We start from the raw sequence: 20,536 nt of genomic DNA on the forward strand, positions 1-20,536 counted from the left end.
TCTCCGGCTGAATCGACCCGATGCCGGCCAAGCCCGACAGCGGACGGCGGCCGACAAGCGGGATGACGTGGTCACTGATCCTGGCTGTGCTCGGAACCGACGGCCGGATCAGCAACGCCGACCTCCCTGCGCGCGCGGGCCGGTCGTCCGCACCCTGCCCTGCGCAGGGTCCGCCGATCGGAGAGAACCTGGGCGATCCCGCGCCGACGTCGATCCGGCCGTCACCGGTCGCGGTCTGCGAGTGTTTCCCGTCGTCCGGCTGCCCGAAGTCGTACGCACACACCACATCATCGCCACGCTACGACTACCTGCTCCACGTTGGGCGCCGACCCGAGCGGCTACGAAATTCCACAGCAACCGGCTCGCCGACCTACCTCCCGCGGGAGCGGTGACGGCTAGGGCGTGTCTGACAATGCCCTGGTCCAGGTGACCACGGCGTGTTCTGACCCAGCGCGGTGTCCCCTGCGTCAGCTGCCTGCTCGAGCTCCTCGCCCAGCGGGCCCCGCCCGGCTCCTCAACAGCACTGGTGCGAGTGGTGGCCTCCGCAGTGCAACGGGTTGGACCATGCGCTCCGTCTCCCCATCACCGGCGGCCCAGGCCGATACCGAGGGCGCTGGCGAACTAACAGCTCGCGCGAGACCGACGGAGGGCGACGCCATGACCGTTCCTACAGCTGACGGCACGGTGCGCATGCTGCTGCTCGCCGCCGAGTTCGACGGGCCGGGCACCGTTCAGCTCGACACGGTCATCCCTTACCACGTCGGTGCCGACGGCATCGTGTACTGGAATGCGCCCTGCGAATCCGGGTTGACCTTCGTGCTGCTCAATGTCGATCCCACAGACCTGTCCAGCGGTGTTCTGCACCAGCGGCCCGACGGCTCCGAAGTTCTGCGAACGATCGACGGTTACCGCCTGGAGGTCGACAACGGAAATGGAGTGGCGGTCTTCGCCCCGAACGGCCAGCGTCGATCGATGACCGGCATCTTCCTCGTCAAGCCCTAGGCTGCACGCCGCGGGCCGGCAACCGCTTCCGCGTACACCCGGTCGAGCTGGTGCAGGCGGATGTGCCGGAGCGCTTCGCCGAACGTGGAGGCGTTGTACCAGAACCAGCCACACCCGTCGCACTGGCAGTGCCAGCGGTCGCATTGGCCGCAGTACTTGTTGCTGACGTGGTGGTGGTTGTTCATGATGTCGCTTCTTCCGGGCTGAACGGGACTCGTTCAGTCTGGCGGGCAGAAGGTGTCCGCGTCGTCACGGCCAACGGGCATTTCCCAGTCCCGGGTGCCGGGGGCCTGCTCTACCGGCTGGCCGGTATCAGCCCGCGGCGCTGCTGGGCTGCTCCGCGAACGGGACGGCCGCCTCGATCCTCGTGCCGTCCGCGGGCGGGCTGGTCAGTGGCTATTCCGTGGTCTCGTGTCCGCTCGGGCGCTCACCGGAGGACTCCTGCGTCGACGGGACGGGTGGGGGTTCCGCCGGCGGTGAAGAGGTCGGCGAGGGTGGGCGCGGCGGTGCCGACGAGGTGGTGGCCTTGTTCGAGGTAGGCCTCGGTGGTGGCGAGAGTGGCGTGGCCGAGGTCCCGGGAGATCTGGCGGATGGGGATGCCGTGGGCTTCGGCGCACCGCTGCCGAAAGGGCGCGACGGCAGCGGCTGGCGGCTGGCTTAGCAGCGCCCGACCTGACAGACCCGCTGGTGCCGTGCCGGGAGCTGAGCAGCGGGACCATCCGCCTCGCCAGAGTCCAAGGCTTGGCTACATCCAGATCAGCTCGACCTCGCCGGGCTGCTCACCCGCGAGCATGCCGAACTGGGCGCTGACGGGGTCCGAAACGCGCGGTCATTCCACCGTCGCGGCAGGGTCACGCCGGCCGCGGCAACCGCCTCGGCGACCGTCATACCCTCGGGCGGGGACGGCCAGGTCCTCTTCGGTCGAGTCGTTGTAGGGGCGTCGGGGTCGTCGTAGCACCCGGTTGAGCGTTGATGCCGGGTTTCAATGGGGTGGGTCGATGAGGCGGGCGGGTGTGTGGAGGTCGCCGCGCCAGAGGTAGAGCGCGAGGAGGGGGACGGCGTCGGTGTGGATGGCGTGCGGTTGGGTGGGGGCGTGGTGCAGGACCGTGCCGGGTTCGCGTGCGACGTAGGGGGATTCGTCGGTGGACCAGCGGGCCCTGGTGAGCGGCACGTAGACCTCGTCGGCCGGATGCCAGTGAGGCGGGTAGTGCACGTGGGGGCCGAGCAGCAGGACGCCGAGCGTGACCAGGCTGGCGGGGTCGACGGCCACGGGTAGCGCGGCGGCGGGGCCGAGCAGCGTGCAGTGCGCGTAGCCGGGCAGGAAGCGTTCGTTAGGTGGATTGCTGACGTACGTGGTGGTCTGCGTCCATCGCGCGGACCTCAGCACCTGCACCAGTCCGGTCACGTCGTCCGCCAGCGCGATGCGAAGGGCTTTCGGCAGGTTACGTAGGGCAGGCAGGGCGGCGCTCGGCGCCGCAGGCGCGACCGGCGCGGTCGGGTGCGTGCTGCGCAGGTCGGCCGCGTGCTCGGGCAGGCCCTCGCTCGCCAGCCGCCGAGCCAGGTCGGTGACCAGCGCCGTCACCGCGGCAGTCGCCGGTGTGGAGCTTCCTGCCGTCACCGAGTCATCTCCCTGCGGTCGCTGCGACAATCCGGACTGATCGACGCTGGTGGCACGTTCTGCTCGCCCATACTCCCGGACTTAATCACGTCTGAGCTGTCACACCTCGAGGGGCTACCTCGTCTCCCTGATGAGAGATCAAAACGAGGCGACGAGGGCATGGTCGCGAGCAGGTGCGCGCAACCCACCACTGTTCGAGGCCGAAAGGCCTGAGAGATCGGAACCATGGTCATTTCGCCTGGTTCGTACTGCGTGCTCCACCGCTGATACCTGTGATCCGGACTTCGGGTCCCAGTGAAGTCCCGGCGAAGGCACGAGGTACACGCAGCCTAGAGAGGATGAAATGTCTGCTGTCAGCAACATGAGGCAGAAGGATCTGCTGGAAGTCGTTCCACCGTTCATCGCGCCGGGTTCCTCCGCGATGATCCGGATACTCGAGCTGCCGCCGGGGGACCCTGGTATCGCTCCCCATCGTCACTCGGGCCCCGTTTTCGGCTACATGCTCGAGGGCGAGATGCTGTTCGAACTCGAGGGTGAGGCGCCCTATCCGGTCAAGGCGGGAGAGGCTTTCTGGGAACCGGGGGGCGACGTCATCCACTACACGATCGCAAACCTGCTCGCCGACAAAACGAGCCGCCTCGTCGTGGTCGCGATGATGACCCCGGGGGTCGAGATGCTCACCATGGTCAGTGATGAGGAGCTCGCAGCCAAGGCGAGCAAGCGGATTCCTGCGCCGAACCGGTAGCCATCCGACCTGACCGGTCGGCACGATCGATCGCCGGTCGTCGCGCGCCGCCCTGGCTCGGAACGCGGGCCGAGCCAGGGCGGCTTCCGATGGTTCTCACTCCGGGCCGACGATCCGAGGGATAACTCGAAATCGGCTACAGCGGGCAGATCTGCAAAAACCTATCCGCCGGCAAGGCCGCACAAAACGAATCGGAGAAACCGTGACCAACATCCAGCGCGTCAGCATCGACAAGCAGCACCCGACCGCCTACAAGACCCTCATCGCCGTCGCCGCGGAGGCGGACACCAACGCCGCCGCGGCGGGCCTTGACCCGCTTCTGGTCGAGCTGGTGAGGATCCGCGCCTCCCAGATCAACGGCTGCGCGTTCTGTCTGCGCATGCACACCGGTGACGCCCTCAAGAAGGGCGAAAACCCCGACCGGATCGCCGTGCTGCCCGCGTGGGAGGAGACCGGCTACTTCTCCGCGACCGACCGCGCAGCCCTCCGGCTGACCGAGGCGATCACCCGCGTCTCGGACGGACACGTCCCCGACGAGGACTACGCCGCCGCCGCGGCCGTGCTCACCCCCGAGCAGGTATCTGCCGTCGCCTGGCTGGTCATCGTGATGAACGCCTTCAACCGCGTCGCCATCACCAGCCGATACCACGTCGCCGGCTGACTGTGACGATCGCGCGTGCTGCCAGGTGGCAAGCTCAAGCGCGATCTGGTTGACCGAGTCCTCGAAGTAGATCGAGTGACAGAACCCGCGGTCCAGCTCGCTCTTGATCTTGACGCCGTTGTCCTCCACGAGCTCTTGCCCTTCTGCAGCTCCGCCTCGGAGAGGACTGTGATCGCGAGGTTGTTGCCGGCACGCGGAGCGGGTGGCGTGGTCGTCATCGAGCTGGTGGGAGTACCTGGCCGAGCAGCTGGAGACCGGCGACCCCTGATCGCGGCGGCGAGCGCGTCGTTGGGGGCGGGACCGGTGGTCGAGGCGCGCGGGGCACGCATTTGGCTCGGCAGCTTCCGTCACCGATTGTCCGTCGTGCGTGCTGAGCCTGACCCGGTAAGACGAGGCGTTTGGAGTCGTAGCTCTTGTGGGGCAACGGGTTTCACCTTTTGCTGACTGGTGCTGACTCGCCGCGGAGTGCCACGGTGGATCCCGAGATCGTTGACAGAGCGTGAAACCTGGAGTGAGGCCATGTCCCGACCCCTACCGGCGGGTTCGCCGTGAGCGGGCCGCTGTTGCTCGCCTGGCTGCTCACCGCGGTTTTCGCGCTGCTCGCGCTGCCGTGCGTGCTGCGGCTCGTGCAACTCGACTACGCACGGCTGGGCCACGGCCTGCGCCACGCCAACCTCGCCGAGCTGCTGCTCGTGGTCGCTATGGTAGCGATGCTCTCGCCCGTCGGCGGCCCGATCCCCGCGGCGGGCTGGCAGGCAGTGTTCGTGCTCACGGCGGCCTGGTTCGGGTTCGCCTGGTGGCGCGGCCGCGGTCAGGCGCACACCGCGAGCTGCGGGCACCACGCGCTCTCGGCCGCGGCGATGCTGTACATGGTGACCGCGATGCCCCACGGCGGCATGGCGCACGGGCCGTGGCTCACGATGTCCACAATGGATACCGGGCTCGCGCTACCGCTGCTCGCGGTTGTCGGCGCTGGCTACTTCCTCCTCGACGCCGCGCGGTCGGGAGTGGCCGCCGTGCGGACTGCCCGGGTGGCGGCGCCGGGGCTGACGTCGCGGAAGGTGTACCGCGCGGTGATGGGCGCGGGTATGGGGTACGTGCTGCTGGCCGCCACGTAACTGTCCGTTGCCGGACGCGGCGTCAGCCGATGGCGACGCCCTCGATGTACGCATCAATCGTCGAGTCGGCGCGGTTTTTGGCCCTCAGATGCGTTCTCCAGTCCCCGACGAGCGCTCTGATGTCATCGGGGTCCAGCACCTCCTCCGGTGTCTCAGCTGCGGTCATGTGATCAGTCGTACCCGGAAGATCCCTTGGGTTCCAAGCGCTGTGCTAATTGCTGACAGTATGCCAACAGGCACCACAAGATCAACTACAGTCACCGTTTGTGCATTCAGGACCGCTATTTGAAGACAAAGAGTGGGCCGGGTCGGGCTCGAACCGACGGCCAAGGGATTATGGGTCCTCCTGAGTCCAGCGGTGTGCTGACCTGCGAAAACGCAGGTCGTCGGCGAGCGTTCCGGCCATAATCCCTTGGGTTTGGCAGGATCCCCCAAATTGGGTGATCAGAGTCAGCGACCACCGCCCCTCGGATCCACGGCCCGACGACAGTATCGCGGTCTTGCCGTCCTGGGGCCGTCGTCGAGGCGTGGTCCAGGCCGCGGCCGTCGAACTCGTCGACGGCGGTGGCCGTTCCGCTCCAGTGCGGAACAGCCTGCACGCTCACCGGTTCCTCGGCCTGGACGTCGGAAAAGGCGAGCGTCACGCGGTCGGTCTCGACCCGGACGGCAAACGGCTGCACAACGCGCCGCTGCTCAGCACTTAATCGAAACTGAAGGCCTTGTTCGACAAGCTCACCCAGCACGGACCACTGCTGGTCGTGGCCGACCGGCCCGCGACGATCGGCGCGTTGTCCGTCGCGGTCGCCCGCGCCGCAGGCCATCAAGTGGCTTATCTGCCCGGGCCGGCGATGCGCCGCATCGCGGACCTCTACCCAGGCCGCGCCAAAACCGACGCCCGGGACGCGTTCATCATCGCCGACGCCGCCCGCTCCCTGTCCGACACGCTGCGCCCGGTCGACGTCGGCGACGAAGCCCTGGCCGAGCTCGATGTGCTGGTCGGATTCGATGACGACCCTGGCCAGCGAAGCCACCCGCATCGCCAACCGCATCCGCGGCTTGCTCACCGGCATCCATCCCGCCCTCGAGCGGGCGATCGGACCACGGATCAGTCATCCGGCGGTGCTGGAGATCCTTTCCCGTTGCGGCGGACCAGCCGGGATCGCCCAGGTCCGCCGCCGCAAACTGACCGCGATCGCGAAGGCCCACGCGCCGCGCATGGGCGACAAGCTCATCGACGCGATCATGACCGCGCTGGCCGAACAGAGCGTCACCGTCCCGGGCACCGCAGCCGCAGACACCGTGCTCCCGAGACTGGCCGACAGCCTCAAAAGCGTCCTTCAGCAACGCAAACAGGTTGCCGAGGAGGTTGAGGGGATACTCTATGCGCACCCTCTTGCCGGGGTCCTGGCCTCGATGCCCGGCATCGGCGTCAGGACCGCCGCCCGCATCCTGCTCGAGTCGGCGACGCACAGCGTCGCCCTGATCTGCCTGGCCCGCCGCCGCTGCGACGTCCTCCTATGCTCCGCAACCACACCCACTACCGCCACCCCGAAGCCGCTCTCGCCCCTGCCGCGGCTTGACAACCACATCGGGGCACCCCCCGCGGAGCGCGGTGCCGAAGCAACGCTCGACGCCTCGCGAAGATGAACTAGTCGTCGCGTTTACCCAGGTCGCGGGATAATGTAGACGTGAAGAGCGGGTCGTGTCTGTATCAATCCGAGACGTTAGCGGTGACCTCCCGACAGAAACTCGAAGCGCCGCTCTCGAGACATCTGCACAACTTGCTGTGTGTGTTCGGTCGACCCTTGAGCCCCACTGTAGAGGCGACTGCTACCTACGCCTGGCGGTCATGCCGGAGAGACGCGCGGACGTGCACCTCACTCCGATCAGCAACAGGTCGATGGTCGGCCGCAGGCGCACGACCCATTACGGTGCGGGCGCGGACTTCAGCAAGACGGCGCGCAACCGGGCGAGCTCGCGCGGGGCGTTGCACGCGAGTGCGCCGGTGAGGGTGCCGCCGTGGAACCGCCGTGCCAACGGCACGGGACGTCCGACATCAACACCCGCATCCACCAAGCCCTCACATGCGGCCCTCGTCACCGAGCAGGACTTCGTCGCCGCCGAGCAAACACGCGCAGCTCGATCAGCTAGCGACGGCCGTGCGGGGTGTCCGAGAACCGTCCACATGGGAGATCTCCCGTGTGGACGGGTTCAAGTCGCGCTCTGCGGGCGCGCACCGCCGCTCTCCCGCCACCAGCTGCGCATCGCCGCGCGAGTACGGCAAACTCATCGACGACGGAACGGCCATCGACCCCGCATGCCGCATCATCTCACTCGAAGAGAGCTCCACGAAGCCCGACGACGCAACACCAGTCCCCAACCCGCCAACTGAGGCCGCGAGGTGTACCGCCGGCACCCCGCGGGCGGTACACCTCGATCGACCGCGGAGGTCCGTGGCCATCCCGCCGTCGGAAGTCAGCGCGAGCGGCACAGCGAGACAGTCAGTCCGGCGCCGGTGACGTAGTCAGGCTTCGCACGCCCGAGCTGACGACGGCGAGCAGGGGCACCGCAAGCAGGGCACCGACGATGCCGGCGGTGACGAGCCCGGCGGCGAGGGCGAGGACCACGGCCAGGGGGTGCAGCCGGACGGCCCGCCCGAGCAGCAATGGCTGCAGCACGTGGCTTTCGATTTGCATGACACCGACGACGACGGCGAGCACAATGACGGCCGCCCAGACGCCGTTGGCCACCAGTGCCACGAGGACGGCGATCGTGCCGGCGATCACCGAGCCGATGACAGGGATGAACGCGCCGAGGAAGACCAGCGTGCTCAGCGGAGCCGCCAACGGGACTCCGACGATCACCAGTCCGAGGCCGATGCCGGCGGCGTCGACGAACGCGACGGCGGCGGTGCCGCGGATGTACTGCGCGAGGGTGGTGAATCCACTGCGGCCGGCGACGTCGACGCGGCCGCGCAGGCGTGCCGGAACGGCCTTCAGCACGAATGCCCAGATTGTGTTGCCCTGGGCGAGGAAGAAGATCAGGCAGAACACCACCAGCAGGAACTCGGCAAGCAGTTCCCCGACGGTGACCGCGGTGGTGAGGGCGCCCGAGGCGATCGCCGACTTGTTCCGGCCGAGCATGGCGGTCAGGTTGCCGAGCATCTCGTCGAGCTGGCCCTGGCTCAGGTGCAGCGGCCCGGTGCGCAACCAGGTGTGCAGGTCGGTCAGGCTCGTGGTGAACTGATCGATCAGCCCGGGCATGCCCACAGTGACGCTGATGACCACGAACGTCACCACACCACCGGCCAGCACGATTCCCACGACCAACACGATCGCGGTCGCCAGCCCACGCGGGACCTTCTTGCCCGCCAGCCAGGAAACGGCCGGGGAGAACAGGCCCGCGAGCAAGAGCGCCACCGCGACCGGGACCAGCACTGAGGCCAGCTTGACGGCCAGGAAGCCCACGATCGTCAGACCGCCCGCGACGATCAGCGCGCGCCAGCCGACGGCGGCCGCGACCCGGAGCCCGTAGGGAACCGCGGACAGCACCTCTTCTGAGGATTCGCTCTTCCGGCTCACCGGCCGATCGGTTGTCATGAGCGTCCGCCTTCCATGGCTCAGTACCCGTCCCGGCAAGGACGTGGCCGGGTCCAGCGTGCCTCGTATGTCTCCACGCCGCCGAGCGGCGAACGGCCAAGCCCGCGAGCCGGGCCACCGCAGCCGGAGCTCTTATTTCGCGTGCCGTCGGGATCACGTAGTGTCACGTAGTGTCCTATCGCCATACACGGCCTGTTTTTCGAACAGGAGACGACACGCAGTTCGACCAGTGAGGAACGACCGGGGCCGCGGCGAGTGAAGGTTCTCGACCGTGATGACATCGCTTCGTCGTCGACGAAGGCAAAAGCTTCGGCTCCGGTAACGCTCACGTTCACTGTGTCGGCGTCCACTTCCCGGACACCGGCGAGGTGAAGTTCTACGACAAGAGCAGGGTAATGACCGTCGACCGATCCGGTCTGTGAAGCAGCGTGCTGTCCGGCGCCGAAACTGGTTCGTCGTGACCGACTGTCTGCGCACCCGGCCGCGGACGGCATCCGTCTGATGTGGACCGTTCCGATGCCCTGACTCCGGCGCAGCTCGCTCGGCACGGTCGTCCCGAAGATCTTTCGCCGCTTCCGCGGCACGTCCACTACTGACGTGTTGGCGGCCGGAACCCCGTGGGCGGAGCGCCGTACCCGCCGTGTGTTTAGACTGTGGTCTAGCAAAAGGGGCCCATGTGCACCAGCTCACCCTCGGCGTCGTCGCGCATTCGCGGAAAGCGGACGAACGCCGGTTGCCGATCCACCCACGCCACGTCGGACGAATTGACGCCGGCCTCCGTGACCGCATCTACCTCGAACACGGCTACGGCGAAGACTTCGGCGTAGCCGACGCACAGTTGGCAGGCACCGTCGCCGGGATGCGTACGCGGGAACAGCTCATCGCCGAGTGCGACATCATCCTGCTGGCCAAGCCGCTGCCGCAGGACGTCGCGCAACTGCGGCCGGGCCAGGTGCTGTGGGGCTGGCCGCACTGCGTCCAGGACCGCGAGCTCACGCAGCAGGCCATCGACAGCCGGTTGACGCTGATCGCCTTCGAGGCGATGAACCACTGGAACCGTGACGGCTCGTTCGGCCTGCACGTCTTCCACAAGAACAACGAACTGGCCGGCTACTCCTCGGTGCTGCACGCCCTGCAGGTGATCGGCTCGACCGGCGACTACGGCCGCCGGCTGCGGGCGGCGGTGATCGGCTTCGGGGCGACGGCGCGAGGTGCGGTGACCGCGCTCAACGCGCACGGCGTGCACGACGTGCGCGTGCTCACCGGCCGCGACGTCACGGCGGTCGGCTCGCCGATCCACTCCGCGACGATGGTGCAGTTCGAGCACGACGTGAACAACCCCGACGACCCCCGCCGCAGCCACGCTCTGACCGACCGCGGCCGGGTACCGTTGGCGGGGTTCCTCGCCGCGCACGACATCGTCGTCAACTGCGTCCTGCAGGACACCGCCGCGCCGTTGACCTTCCTCCTCGAAGACGACCTCGCCGCGTTCGCACCCGGCAGCCTCATCGTCGACGTCTCCTGCGACGAAGGCATGGGCTTCAGCTGGGCGCGGACCACCACGTTCGCCGAGCCGTCGTTCGTGGTCGGCGACGGCATCACGTACTACGCCGTCGATCACAGCCCGTCCTACCTGTGGAACTCGGCCACGTCGGAGATCAGCGAGGCCCTGCTCCCGTTCCTGGGGACGGTGCTCGGCGGACCGTCCGCATGGGACGGTGACGAAACTGTCCGCCGCGCCATCGAGATCCGCGACGGTGTCGTCCGGAATCCCGCCGTCCTGGTCTTCCAACACCGCGCGGCGGAGTACCCGCACCTCGTGGAGTAGAGGACTGCGACCGGCGCCTCCGCGGGAGGGGGACCGCGGCAGCACCCGTTGTGGCAAACCCCACCGCCCGGCTGGTGCTTCCGACATTCCGCAGCTACCGCAGGCTGGGAACTCGCTCTGGCCGACCTCGTCCTCAACGGCGAACATGTCGGCGCCAACGCCCAGTACCCCGGAATGCGTCACACTCTTCAACACTCAGCGCAGTCGTCCTGTACGCTCGGTGTTGACCGAGAGCATTTCGTGCGCGAGTGATCGAACCTGCGCCGTCCTCGGCCCCAGTCCGGCCGGCAATCAGCGGCCGGAGACGGGAGCACCGACATGCCGTCGGGCCCGAACACCACACTCTCGACGCAACCGGTCACCGAGCCCCGTCTACGGCTGAAACCGGCGGCACCCACCACCGGACACGTCGACGGTGCATGGTGGCCCCGGTCCCGCGATCTGGCCGCCGAACTGCCCGCGCTGCTCGCGGCGCTGGCCGCTCGGCTGGGACGCATCGACCGGGTCACCTACCACCTCGGCGACTGGCCGGATCCACCCCGCGACGTCACCTTCGGTGAGAGCGTCATCCGGCTCGAGGGATTCCGGTCGCAGCCATCCGCCACCTTGACGGTCATCGGCTGGGACCAGCACCGAACGACCCTGCTGGTCATTGCCGCGGAAACCGGCCCCGACGCCGCACAGCACGCCCTCACGACCGCCGCGGACCCGGACAACACCAGCGACAGCACACATCTGCTGGCCGCCGGGCACAAGCACACCAACAGCCGCGCGCCACTGCACTCCTGAACCACCCCGCCCACCGGGCAGCACCCACGAAAGGATCCTCTGATCAGTACGTCCACACTGGACAATTCGATGTTCAGCCACCCCATCGCCGAGCAACCCCGGCCCGGAGCGCTCACCACCTCCCCGGACGACCGGTACGGGAGCCTGTTCCGCCAGCCGGTCTACACCCCGACACCGCCAACCGACGGCGGGACAGCACGCGGCCCGCAACGGCGCCCCGGCACGGCGAGCACGTGGGCACGCGACCCGTCCGGACGCCGCGCCCGCCGATGACACCGGGCCCAGTGGCAACAGGCCGGGCGTGGGTTTCCACCGTCATGACTGCCGGGGCGAACGCGAAACCGGCTGGCGCCGTCACAGAGACCGGCGGTACGGCCGCAGTTGCGTGCGCGGCCTGCCAGCATGCCCAACACACGCACGATTCAATCGCACGCCGTTACTGCACGGCCACCGTGGCGGGTGGGTTCAACCGCCGATGCGTCTGCGTCGGCGGGCACTGCGAACCTGAGAAGGAAACATCATGACCACGGAAGTCGCCTTTGCGTCCCGGTACGACCTGCGCGTCAAACTGGTGCGAGATGTTCTGAAAGAGAACACGAAATTGTCGGACACCGCCTGTCAGGCCCTTGCCGTGCAACTACTGCACACCATGGACACGATTCCCGAACAGATGCGGTAAACAACCGATGTGCGCCCGGCCCTGTTGGTGCCGGGCGCTCCCATCAGCCGCACACATAGCGATCGTGCTGCCCTACCCGGGCAACCAGCGCCGTCATTCGCGGCTGCCATGCCGGCGCTGGGCGACTCGCCTCCTCGGCGCCGTTGGTGTGTGTGCGCCGGGATGACGTGGAATCATTTCAGCCGCACGGAGGTGGCCTTTCAGCGCGAGGTTGCGGTGGGTGATCGCCCAGCCGCCACCGAGGAGGTAGCTGATCCGCTCGACCTGGCCCACGCGGTTTGCAAAGCGGTGACGACGGCGAGCGATCCGGTGTCTGCGTCGCGGGAGCGCGGCCGCCATGCTTCCGCCGCCGGTCGTCATTGTCAGCGGCCTTCCGGCCGGGTGATGCTGCGGTGTTTGCGGGCGGGTGCGTCGGCGAGCGGGCCACGCTCCAGTTTGCCGAACCCGCTAGGCGTGAAGGTGTAGCCGGGATTGAGCTTGCGGGCCAGGCGTTCGGGTTTGGCTAAGGGATGTCTCGTAACCCGGTGTGGGTCGGTTGGGGGTGGTGGTTGATCATGGTGTGGTGCAGGTGATCTCGGCGTCGCGGTCGGAGTGGATTGCCCCGTTCACGGGGTTGGAACCGGGTCAGTTCCGCAAGTTGGTACGGATCGTGGCGAAACGTGGCGGTGACGAGATCGCCGATGGCCGACCTGGTCGTCAGTGGCGCCTTGACCTGGCCGATCGTGTGCTGCTGGTCGCGACGTACTGGCGGACGAACCTGACGATGCGCCAGATCGGGCCGCTGTTCGGAGTGTCGCATTCCGCGGCGCACCGGGTGATCGACACGATCGGGCCGCTGCTGGCGCTGGGCCCGGTCCGCAAGCGGCGGATCGACGCGATCGCGATCGTGGACGGCACCCTGGTGCCGACGCGGGATCACCGGCTGGCAGCACCGTCGAAGAACTACCGGTACTCGGGCGTTCGTGCAGGTCGCGATCGACGCCGACACCCGGTTGGTGATCGCCACCGGCGACGCGCATCCAGGCAACCGCAACGACTGCACCGTCTATCGCGACTGCGGCATCGAGCAGAAGTTGGCGGGGCGCCCGGTGATGGCCGACGGTGGCTACCAAGGCAATCCCGAGGTGATCATGCCCTACCGCAAACCCCGTGACCGCAGCGATCTGCCCGGCTGGCAGGAAGACCTCAACGCCGACCATCGCAAGATCTGGGCCCGTGTCGAGCACGCGCTGGCGCGGATGAAGTGCTGGAAGATCCTGCGCGACTATCGCCGCGCCGCCAGCACGCTGAACGACACGGTCTCCGGCATCGCGCATCTGCACAACATCCTCCTCGCAGACTGATCCGCAACACCAGCCCCACCAACCACAAGAGCAGTTACGAGACATCCCTTAGCGGACGTCGGTGGCCCAGCCGATCTTCTCGAAGAGCCAGATGATCCGGGCGGACCGAAGCCATGATGGTCCCGCAGTCGACACCCGTCACACGGACCTGAGGTGCGGCTCGGTTCAGCTGCTTCCCTGCCGGTGCCTGAACGGGAACGCATAGTGCACAAACGATCGTTCGCGAACAGGTGGCTGATCGACGTTTCCGCAGGCCGATCTGTAAAGCATCCCGCGTCCGCGCCAACGTCACGTTCTCGAGGGTTCTCGGCCTGGACCATGCGGATCGGCTACGGACACATCCACGGGGTCGACTCACCGCGCAGGCCTGGAGGGTAGGTCAAGGAACGCCAGCAGCCGCAGGACTCCGGGCGAGGTGGTCGAGGTCGTGCCGGAGCGCGATCACGTCGTGTGGTCCGCGCCGAGGACGGTGGGATGCTCGCGCGTCCGGGCCGGTCCGCCGGAGAACCGGCAGCGGGCCGAAGTAATCCGGGCGTCTACGTAGCAGGCGCCGAAAACAACACTTGGTCGCGTCCAGCTGGTCAGGGCTGGTCGTCTTCGTCGAAGTGCTCAGTCTCGTGCAGCAGGGTGATGACGTCCGCGTGGTGTTCGATGGTGGTGAGCAGTTGGCGGGCGGTCGCCTCGTTCGGCCAGGCGTCGATTGGAGATCGGGCCGAGCAGGTAGCCGGTGAACCACAGCTGGGTGAGGATGTTCGCCGCGCAGTGCTGCATCCGGCCGAAGTACTCGGGGTCGCCGGCGGTTACGATCCCTGTCGGGGCATCGCCGAGGCCGAGGACGAGTTTGTGGGCCTGCTCGTAGAGGGTGTTCGGGTCGGTGTCACCGCCGCGCTCGGCGAACGTACGGGTGCGTTCGTCAGGCTCTCTTGGCGCCAGCGCCTCAGCGTCGGTGCCACAGAAGTTCTGGTAACACGACGCCGCCTGTTTCCGCCTACCGAGTAAGCGGGTGCACGTTCTCGATCCGTACTTGCGGCGGCGAGAACGAGCTCGGCGACGTGCGCATTCTGCCCGACACCGACGTCGGCCGCACGAGGAGGCAGTGCGTTGACCCAGAGGAAGACCAGGCGAGAGTCGCGAGCCGGCAGGTCTGTTCTGCTCACTTTGGCAACAGGGCAGTTCGTCATGGCCCTGGACACCACCGTGATGAACACCGCGATCGCGACCGTCGCCAAGGACCTCGGCACGACCGTCACCGGCATCCAGACGGCGATCACGCTCTACACGCTGGTGATGGCCTCGCTCATGATCACCGGCGGGAAGCTGGGCGAGATCCTCGGCCGCAAGCGCTCGTTCTCGATCGGCTGCGTCGTGTACGCGTGCGGGTCGTTGACCACGGCCCTGGCACCGAACCTCGTAGTCCTCATCATCGGCTGGTCTTTCCTGGAAGGCCTGGGAGCGGTGCTCATCATGCCGGCGATCGTGGCGCTCGTGGCGTCGAACTTCGGCAAACCCGAGCGTCCCAGGGCCTACGGTCTGGTCGCGGCGGCGGGCGCTATCGCCGCCGCGCTGGGCCCGGTGATCGGAGGCGCGTTCACGACCTACGCCTCGTGGCGCTGGGTCTTCGCCGGCGAGGTGCTGATCGTGCTGGTGATCCTGGTCCTGGTCAGGCGCGTGAACGACACGCCAGCCGAAAAACGGACCAATCTCGACCTCGGCGGCACCGCGATGTCCGCGCTGGGACTCGGGATGATCGTGCTCGGTGTCCTCGTCTCCGGCAGCTGGGGTTTCATTCAGCCGAAGCCCGGCGCCCCGACGTGGCTCGGACTCTCGCCGGGGATCTGGCTTGTGCTCGCGGGCGGCGTGATGTCCGCGGTCTTCCTCGCGTGGGAAAAGCGGCGTGTCACGCGACATGAGGGCGCGCTCGTCGACCCGGCGCTGCTGCGTGTCCGCCAGCTACGCAGCGGTGTCGGCTCGTTCCTGTTCATGTTCCTCGTGCAGGCCGGCATCTTCTTCACCGTCCCGCTGTACCTGTCCGTCGCTCTCGGGCTGTCGGCGGTGGAGACCGGCATCCGGCTGCTGCCCCTGTCCCTGACGCTGCTGCTGTTCGCGGTAGGCATCCCGAAGCTGCGGCCCGACGCCTCGCCGCAGCGGGTCGTCAGACTCGGGTTCTTGGCCGTCTTCGCGGGCAGTGTGCTCCTCGTCGTGCTGCTCGACGTCAGTGCCGAGGCAAAGATCATCACCTGGCCGCTGCTGCTTGCCGGCGCGGGCCTGGGTGCGCTTGCGTCACAGCTGGGCAGCGTCACGGTGTCGTCCGTGCCCGACGAGATGAGCGGCCAGGTCGGCGGCCTGCAGAACACCGGAACCCAGCTCGGCGCGTCGATCGGCACCGCGCTGGCAGGCGCTGTCGTGATCTCCGCTCTGACCGCGTCCTTCTTCACTGGCATTCAGGACAACCCGGAGGTGCCTGCCGATCTCGCGTCACAAGCGCAGACACAGCTGTCCGGCGGGGTGCCGTTCCTGTCCGACGACCAGTTGAGAGTCGCACTGGACAACGCGGACGTCCCTCCGGCGACGGTCGACACGGTGGTGGCGACCAACGCCCAGAGCCGCATCGCGGGGCTGCGGTCGGCACTGGCGGTGCTGGCGATGCTCACGCTGCTGGCACTCGCCGTCACCGGCGGCATACCCAGAGAACAGCCCGGTGCTCGCCCCAAACCGAACCCTCCGCCCGGGTAGCGCAATCTCCTCCGACAGAGGGCCGTCACCCGCCGCGGGCACGCCCGGCCCGCAGGTAATCGTTCGCGGCCCCGCCGAATTCACCGACCAGGGACATGGGCACTTCCTCGCGCTGTCGTGATCTTCCTGTCTTTCCCGTTGCCGATCGTGGTACCCCTGCACGGCCAGGTTATGCACCCGGCGAATCGATACTGGTCAGGCCGGCCGCGTCGAGCATGTGCCGGCAGTACAGCGGTTCCCCGACCTTCGATAGCGGTAGCCATTCGGCGAATCCGCGTGCCTGCGGGGTGTCTTCGATCAGCATGGTTGTCCACGTGTACCCGGCGCCGTGCTGCGCCGCGCGCAGCGCCCGTACGCGCCGGTCACCGTGCATCCAGTCCGGCCCGTCGGTGAACCAGTCCAGGCGGGAGAACACGGCGAGCGCGAGGACCCGCCCGTAGCCGCGGCGCCGAACCTCGCCGTCGACCTGGACGTGCTCGAGCGCCCCGATGCGGTCCTCGGGGCATACCGCCCGCGTGCCCTCTCCCGCCCTCAGCCGCGCCGACGACATGATGACCGCGCTCTGCGGCACCGGGCTGCCCCACGACGACATCAAGCGGGTCGACGGCGACCTCGGCGTCCCCTGTGCGGCCGCCTGCTGCGGTTCCTCAACAGGCGCGGCCCGCGACCCCGCTCGGCCGGGCAGCGCTGGCGCGAGTGGTGACACCCGGGTGCGTCCGTTTGCAGAGTGGGCGTAGCGCTGCAGCCTTCGGCGGCGATTCAATGGCGACGCCACCAGGAGGAACAGTCAGATGACCTTGTACTCAGGCTTCATCGAGACGATGCCCGCACCTCGCTCGCAGGGTGTGAGCCGCCGGTTCGCGCGCGTCGGCGAAGCCACCCCGCAGCCTGTCGTGTTGCGGCACGCGGTGCACGACGACGCCGACTATCCGTTGTGCGACAGCACCTTGCGCGTCGTCATCCGTAGCATGAAGCCGTTCGGCGCGCAGGTTGGCGGTTTGAACCTGAGGACCTGCCCACGATGTGCGGCGCTGGCCGCCGACAGACCGAACGACGAGTGGTCCGAGCTGCGACGGCACGCCGGCCCGAACTGAACGACGCCGTGATCGACGAGCCCAGACCCCGGACCCGGGGTTCGACACGAGCATGTTCGTCGCTCCTGCGCGGGCGGACCCGTTCCCTTTGGGCGGTGAAGACTTGCGGCGTCGCCGGTCATGGGGCCGCTGGGTGATTCGCGCCCTTGTTGTGAACCGTCTGGCTGTTGACACCGGAAATGTTGGTGTCAGTGACTGGAGGATGGCACACGGTGTTCACCAGGGTGGATCTTTTCGAAGAGGCGGAAAACTCCTCAGGAGGCGGCTTGGACGAGTTCCACGATGGTGCCGTCCGGGTCGCTCGTATACAGGAAGGTTATCCCCTTGGCCGGGCCCTCCTGCCTGATCCGCGGCGCCCCGTGGCCGCGCCATCCAGCTGCAGCGCAATCCCGCGGCACAGCCTCGATGTCGTCCACGAACAACGCAACGTGCATCGAAGGGACGTGGCCGCAAATGCTGCCGATCGGCCGGCTCCGTGTACTCCAACAGCTCGATCTGGCCTCCGCCACCGGGAACCTCGAGAATGGCGAACGACATGGCGCCTCCACGGACACCCGTGATCTCTTCGAGCGCCTCGCCAGCCACTTCATCGCGCATCACGACCTTGAGCCCGAGGACGTCCCTCCAAAAAGACAGCGACCTTTCGAGGTCGACGACCGTGATTCCCGTGTGTGCGGTACCAAGGACTTGAAATGACATGAGAACTCCGAACGGCATCGACCTTCCTGGGACACCTCCGACCGTAGCCACAAGCTGATCGCCGAGGTCCTTCTCTCCTCGCAGCGCGCCGAAGGCCGGCCGGCAAAAGCTAGGTCAGCTCGCCGTGGTGCCCGGCGCGTCCTCGTCGAGCACGGCCTGGACCCGGGTGGCGTCGTGGAAGTCCGGCAGGTACTTCTCCTGGTCTTTTGCGCTGGTACCACTCCTGAGCGGCCTGCTTGCTCATCTCCAGCGCCACACCGATCTCCGGCCAGCTGGCCCCGGCCCCGCGGGCATCACGCATCACGTACCAGCGGCTACTGGTCAGTATCCGGGCCAACCGGTGCGCCGCCGCCAGCTCCTGCAGCGGCGTGACCTCCGCCGTGACCGCCACGGCCGGCTCCCACAGCCTGCGATGGTCCTCGTCGACAGCCTGATCCGCGATCTGCTGCCACCGCTGCCGAGGCCGGTAGGTCTCGCGCACAGCGAACAGCTCCCGCTCGTCCCCGGACCGCACGATCCGCTCCACGTCCGTCCCGGAGGGCAGGACCCGGCCCTCGCTGAGTCGAATGGAATCAGCCATACGTCACCCTCTTGACACTCACCACTGCATCAAGACAGCCTGACGAACAACACCGCGGTCGGCCCAGCTTGGCCACAAAATTCGGTTCCGTCACAGTATGGCGCCTTGGGGTGGTGGGCTTCCCAAAAGCGCCGGCGGTGACCCCCAGACTTGGTCAGGCGCCGAGGCGGCTGGCCAGGGAGGCGGCCAGCCGGTTCAACTCGCCTGGCGGATCGAGCTGCGCGAACTGCCCGAGCAGCTCCGCCGCCGCATAGGCCTCGGCCTCCGACAGCACCGCCACCCACCGCTCCCGCCCCTGCTCCAACAACGACTTCATCGGGCCGCGACCCCGAGCTCGCCGGCGCCCCTGGCCGAGCCGCTCGGCGGCCGCCACGGTCGTGCTGGACGCTCTGCTCGCCGGCGACCCGGGTACCGCGGCCGCCGCGGTGCAGCAACGGCTCGCGATACCCGAGGACATTGCCCCCACCGACACGGCACGGCTACTGACGGAGCTGCTCGACCGCAGGCTGGTGAGGCGGACGTGCGTGCACCCATCGTGCTGGACGCTCCCGTCCCGCTCACTCCCCGCTCGCGCGCGGTGGGGCTGTCGAGCGTGGCCTGCTGACCGATTCGGCCGTGCGGTCGCGATTGCGAAACGAGTTCGGTCGGCGTGACCTGCCGGTCCGCCGAGCGCTGCGCCACCAGCCGGGTTGGTGCTGACCGTCCCGGTGCGGAACGGTCAGCACCAACCCGAGTGAAGAGCCATTCACGACGTTAGTCTTCAGCGTTCACCCGGCTTGCCGATCTCCATGCTTGTCCTGCGTCCGGTCGCTACAGCACCGAGCAAGGCGACGTGATTTCAAGAGCGCGCCGTCACGGGTGGACACCGAAGGGGCCGAGGAGATCCTTGTCGATCCGGTGGGACTCCAGCATTGCGAAGGCGTTTTCCACGGTGAAGACGTCGGCGGCGGCCAGCGTGCCGGTGTACTTGGCGATCACCGGCTCGGCGGCCCGGCGGGAGACGGCGTCGAGGTAGGTCTTGAAAATCGCCCACGCGTTACCGCTCGCCCCGTACTTCTGGAAGTAGGGCGCGGGGTCGACTGTCTCCGAGGCGTCGCGGACCGCTGCGTCAAGGTCTGCGAGGTACTGCTTCTGGAGGTAACCGTCGGAGCGGGCACCGAGGCGTCCGAGGTGCCCGCCGACCAGGGTCTTCCAGGGATATCCCATGGCGATGTCGTGCGCTTTCACCCAGGCGGGGATGTCCTGGGAGACGGCGAGGCTCTTGAACGGCACCCAGCCCGGAAAAATCACGTCCACGACCATGAGAGTCTGATGGCCCGGTGCATGGATGAAGATGTTGTCAGGCGAATGATTCGGGCCGTGGTACGTGAGTTCCAGGCGTTCAACCCCCACGTTGAGAACGTAGCGGTCGTCGAACGTCTCCGTCGGGACCGGCCGGTTGGGATCTCCGGCGGTACGAAGCAGTCGGCGGGTCTCCGCGTGCCCGATGCGCACCACGTCCGAACCCAGAATCGCCGAGGCGCCGATGTGATCGGCGTGGGAGTGGGAGTAGATCAGGTGCGTGACCTTGTTGGGCATACCGTTGGCTTTGGTGACGTCGTCGATAGCCCGCAAGAGGTTGTGCCCGATCGTCGGCGGAGCGTCGACGAGCACGACTCCTTCAGAGGTGGTCAGGAACATAGCCTGGTAAAACGAATCGGTCACCCAATAGAGGTTTCCTTCGATCCGGCCGACGTAGTAGCCGTTCGCGTTCAGCGCAGGCCCCGCCGAGGCGGAGGGAACCGGTGCGAAGTCCGGCAGCGTGTCGGCCTCGGAGGCACTGGCCGAGCTCGGCATGGTGGCGCCGAGCAACCCCGCCGCCGCGGGTACGACGGCGGCAGCAGCCACCGTTTTCAGCACCGCTCTGCGGCTGGTGGGTTCGGAGGTTTCGGACTTCGTCGTCAAGGTGCATCCTTTGCAGGGGACAGTGATGGAGGTTTCCGAAAGCGTGTTACTCGGTTCACCGCAATCTCAAGCACTGATGAACACAGTTCACTCAGAGCCGATGA

General features: G+C 67.6%; 21 protein-coding genes and 2 pseudogenes. 14 read left to right on the top strand and 9 right to left on the bottom strand.

The features are described 5' to 3' along the window. The first annotated feature begins 684 nt into the window (after window positions 1-684). Complete coding sequence (locus AB0M56_RS43300) at window positions 685-1,002, top strand: hypothetical protein (RefSeq protein WP_364187328.1); 318 nt, start codon at window positions 685-687, stop codon at window positions 1,000-1,002. Here the strand turns inward: AB0M56_RS43300 and AB0M56_RS43305 are convergent. Further along, window positions 999-1,187 (bottom strand): hypothetical protein, encoded by a 189-nt coding sequence (locus tag AB0M56_RS43305; RefSeq protein ID WP_364187331.1) that lies wholly within the window; start codon window positions 1,185-1,187, stop codon window positions 999-1,001. The two genes, AB0M56_RS43300 and AB0M56_RS43305, sit on opposite strands and share 4 nt — an antisense overlap. A 182-nt stretch (window positions 1,188-1,369) precedes the next feature. Between AB0M56_RS43305 and AB0M56_RS43310 the strand changes: the two genes are divergently transcribed. Further along, window positions 1,370-1,663, top strand: coding sequence for a hypothetical protein (locus tag AB0M56_RS43310; protein WP_364187334.1), 294 nt, complete (start codon window positions 1,370-1,372; stop codon window positions 1,661-1,663). Window positions 1,664-1,984: 321 nt separating this feature from the next. Here the strand turns inward: AB0M56_RS43310 and AB0M56_RS43315 are convergent, their stop codons facing one another. Continuing rightward, complete coding sequence (locus AB0M56_RS43315; RefSeq protein ID WP_364187337.1) at window positions 1,985-2,620, bottom strand: dimethylsulfonioproprionate lyase family protein; 636 nt, start codon at window positions 2,618-2,620, stop codon at window positions 1,985-1,987. 343 nt (window positions 2,621-2,963) lie between these two features. Here AB0M56_RS43315 and AB0M56_RS43320 point away from each other — a divergent pair, with 343 nt between their 5' ends. From AB0M56_RS43320 to AB0M56_RS43330, 3 genes are all read left to right on the top strand, one after another. Next, complete coding sequence (locus tag AB0M56_RS43320; RefSeq protein WP_364187340.1) at window positions 2,964-3,365, top strand: cupin domain-containing protein; 402 nt, start codon at window positions 2,964-2,966, stop codon at window positions 3,363-3,365. Window positions 3,366-3,567: 202 nt separating this feature from the next. Then, on the top strand, window positions 3,568-4,026 hold the full coding sequence (locus AB0M56_RS43325) for a carboxymuconolactone decarboxylase family protein (protein WP_364187342.1): 459 nt from the start codon (window positions 3,568-3,570) through the stop codon (window positions 4,024-4,026). Between the two features lie 548 nt (window positions 4,027-4,574). After that, on the top strand, window positions 4,575-5,144 hold the full coding sequence (locus AB0M56_RS43330) for a DUF5134 domain-containing protein (RefSeq protein ID WP_364187345.1): 570 nt from the start codon (window positions 4,575-4,577) through the stop codon (window positions 5,142-5,144). A gap of 22 nt (window positions 5,145-5,166) precedes the next feature. On the opposite strand, the gene AB0M56_RS43335 is transcribed toward AB0M56_RS43330, so the two are convergent. Continuing rightward, complete coding sequence (locus tag AB0M56_RS43335; RefSeq protein WP_364187348.1) at window positions 5,167-5,310, bottom strand: hypothetical protein; 144 nt, start codon at window positions 5,308-5,310, stop codon at window positions 5,167-5,169. A 415-nt stretch (window positions 5,311-5,725) separates the two neighbouring features. Between AB0M56_RS43335 and AB0M56_RS43340 the strand changes: the two are divergent. Then, window positions 5,726-6,724, top strand: a pseudogene (locus AB0M56_RS43340) (IS110 family transposase). Between the two features lie 921 nt (window positions 6,725-7,645). Here AB0M56_RS43340 and AB0M56_RS43345 read toward each other — a convergent pair. Further along, window positions 7,646-8,743, bottom strand: a complete 1,098-nt coding sequence (locus tag AB0M56_RS43345) for an AI-2E family transporter (RefSeq protein WP_364187351.1) — start codon at window positions 8,741-8,743, stop codon at window positions 7,646-7,648. 676 nt (window positions 8,744-9,419) lie between these two features. Here AB0M56_RS43345 and AB0M56_RS43350 point away from each other — a divergent pair. From AB0M56_RS43350 to AB0M56_RS43380, 7 genes and pseudogenes are all read left to right on the top strand, one after another. Continuing rightward, window positions 9,420-10,571: a N(5)-(carboxyethyl)ornithine synthase gene (locus tag AB0M56_RS43350; protein ID WP_364187353.1), complete on the top strand. Its 1,152-nt coding sequence runs from the start codon at window positions 9,420-9,422 to the stop codon at window positions 10,569-10,571. A gap of 318 nt (window positions 10,572-10,889) precedes the next feature. Then, window positions 10,890-11,360, top strand: coding sequence for a DUF5994 family protein (locus tag AB0M56_RS43355; RefSeq protein ID WP_364187356.1), 471 nt, complete (start codon window positions 10,890-10,892; stop codon window positions 11,358-11,360). 317 nt (window positions 11,361-11,677) lie between these two features. Continuing rightward, a complete protein-coding gene (locus AB0M56_RS43360; RefSeq protein WP_364187359.1) occupies window positions 11,678-11,884 on the top strand; it encodes an RGCVC family protein in 207 nt (68 codons plus the stop codon). Next, window positions 11,881-12,039, top strand: a complete 159-nt coding sequence (locus tag AB0M56_RS43365) for a DUF6307 family protein (RefSeq protein WP_204089352.1) — start codon at window positions 11,881-11,883, stop codon at window positions 12,037-12,039. The genes AB0M56_RS43360 and AB0M56_RS43365 overlap by 4 nt, the downstream gene beginning before the upstream one ends. Window positions 12,040-12,601: 562 nt before the next feature. After that, a pseudogene (locus AB0M56_RS43370) lies at window positions 12,602-13,382 on the top strand (transposase family protein). A 630-nt stretch (window positions 13,383-14,012) separates the two neighbouring features. After that, window positions 14,013-14,381: a hypothetical protein gene (locus AB0M56_RS43375; protein WP_364187362.1), complete on the top strand. Its 369-nt coding sequence runs from the start codon at window positions 14,013-14,015 to the stop codon at window positions 14,379-14,381. A gap of 159 nt (window positions 14,382-14,540) precedes the next feature. Beyond that, window positions 14,541-16,115, top strand: a complete 1,575-nt coding sequence (locus tag AB0M56_RS43380) for an MFS transporter (protein WP_364187364.1) — start codon at window positions 14,541-14,543, stop codon at window positions 16,113-16,115. Between the two features lie 169 nt (window positions 16,116-16,284). On the opposite strand, the gene AB0M56_RS43385 is transcribed toward AB0M56_RS43380, so the two are convergent. After that, entirely contained in the window at window positions 16,285-16,707 is a 423-nt protein-coding gene (locus AB0M56_RS43385; RefSeq protein WP_364187367.1) for a hypothetical protein, read from the bottom strand. A gap of 199 nt (window positions 16,708-16,906) precedes the next feature. Between AB0M56_RS43385 and AB0M56_RS43390 the strand changes: the two genes are divergently transcribed. Beyond that, a complete protein-coding gene (locus AB0M56_RS43390; protein WP_364187370.1) occupies window positions 16,907-17,209 on the top strand; it encodes a hypothetical protein in 303 nt (100 codons plus the stop codon). Window positions 17,210-17,425: 216 nt separating this feature from the next. Here AB0M56_RS43390 and AB0M56_RS43395 read toward each other — a convergent pair whose 3' ends face one another. The 4 genes from AB0M56_RS43395 to AB0M56_RS43410 form a co-directional block, all read right to left on the bottom strand. After that, window positions 17,426-17,926: a VOC family protein gene (locus AB0M56_RS43395; protein ID WP_364187373.1), complete on the bottom strand. Its 501-nt coding sequence runs from the start codon at window positions 17,924-17,926 to the stop codon at window positions 17,426-17,428. Between the two features lie 91 nt (window positions 17,927-18,017). Continuing rightward, entirely contained in the window at window positions 18,018-18,488 is a 471-nt protein-coding gene (locus AB0M56_RS43400; protein ID WP_364187376.1) for a hypothetical protein, read from the bottom strand. A 154-nt stretch (window positions 18,489-18,642) separates the two neighbouring features. After that, complete coding sequence (locus AB0M56_RS43405) at window positions 18,643-18,804, bottom strand: hypothetical protein (protein WP_364187377.1); 162 nt, start codon at window positions 18,802-18,804, stop codon at window positions 18,643-18,645. 536 nt (window positions 18,805-19,340) lie between these two features. After that, window positions 19,341-20,432, bottom strand: a complete 1,092-nt coding sequence (locus AB0M56_RS43410; protein WP_364187380.1) for an MBL fold metallo-hydrolase — start codon at window positions 20,430-20,432, stop codon at window positions 19,341-19,343. Between the last annotated feature and the right edge of the window lie 104 nt (window positions 20,433-20,536).

Source organism: Amycolatopsis sp. NPDC051372, from assembly GCF_040682095.1.
GTDB lineage: Bacteria > Actinomycetota > Actinomycetes > Mycobacteriales > Pseudonocardiaceae > Amycolatopsis.